A 387-nucleotide genomic window follows, 5' to 3' on the forward strand; every position below is an offset into this window, starting at 1 on the left:
ACAACACAGGTCATCTATCCTGTTAAACCAGCCTCTGCTCGTCAGATTGAAGAAGCTAAGCGAGACTTAGCCGACCTGATCGGTCAATACGGCGTGGAAATTATTGCCATTGGAAATGGAACGGCCAGTCGTGAAAGTGAAACCTTTGTGGCGGAAGTTCTGAAAGATTTTCCAGAAGTGAGCTATGTCATTGTCAATGAAAGTGGCGCTTCTGTCTATTCTGCCAGCGAACTTGCCCGTAAGGAATTTCCAGAATTAACCGTTGAAAAACGATCGGCTATCTCTATCGCCCGTCGTTTGCAAGATCCCCTTGCTGAATTGGTAAAAATCGATCCCAAGTCAATCGGTGTTGGTCAATACCAGCACGATGTCAGTCAGAAGCGTCGT

Annotated in this window: 1 pseudogene; it reads left to right on the forward strand. The window is 46.5% G+C overall.

From position 1 onward, the window contains the following. Nucleotides 1-387 (forward strand): annotated as a pseudogene (locus tag CF394_RS03520) (RNA-binding transcriptional accessory protein); the annotation flags it as partial.

It is taken from the genome of Tetzosporium hominis (genome assembly GCF_002265435.1).
GTDB lineage: Bacteria > Bacillota > Bacilli > Bacillales_A > Planococcaceae > Chryseomicrobium > Chryseomicrobium hominis.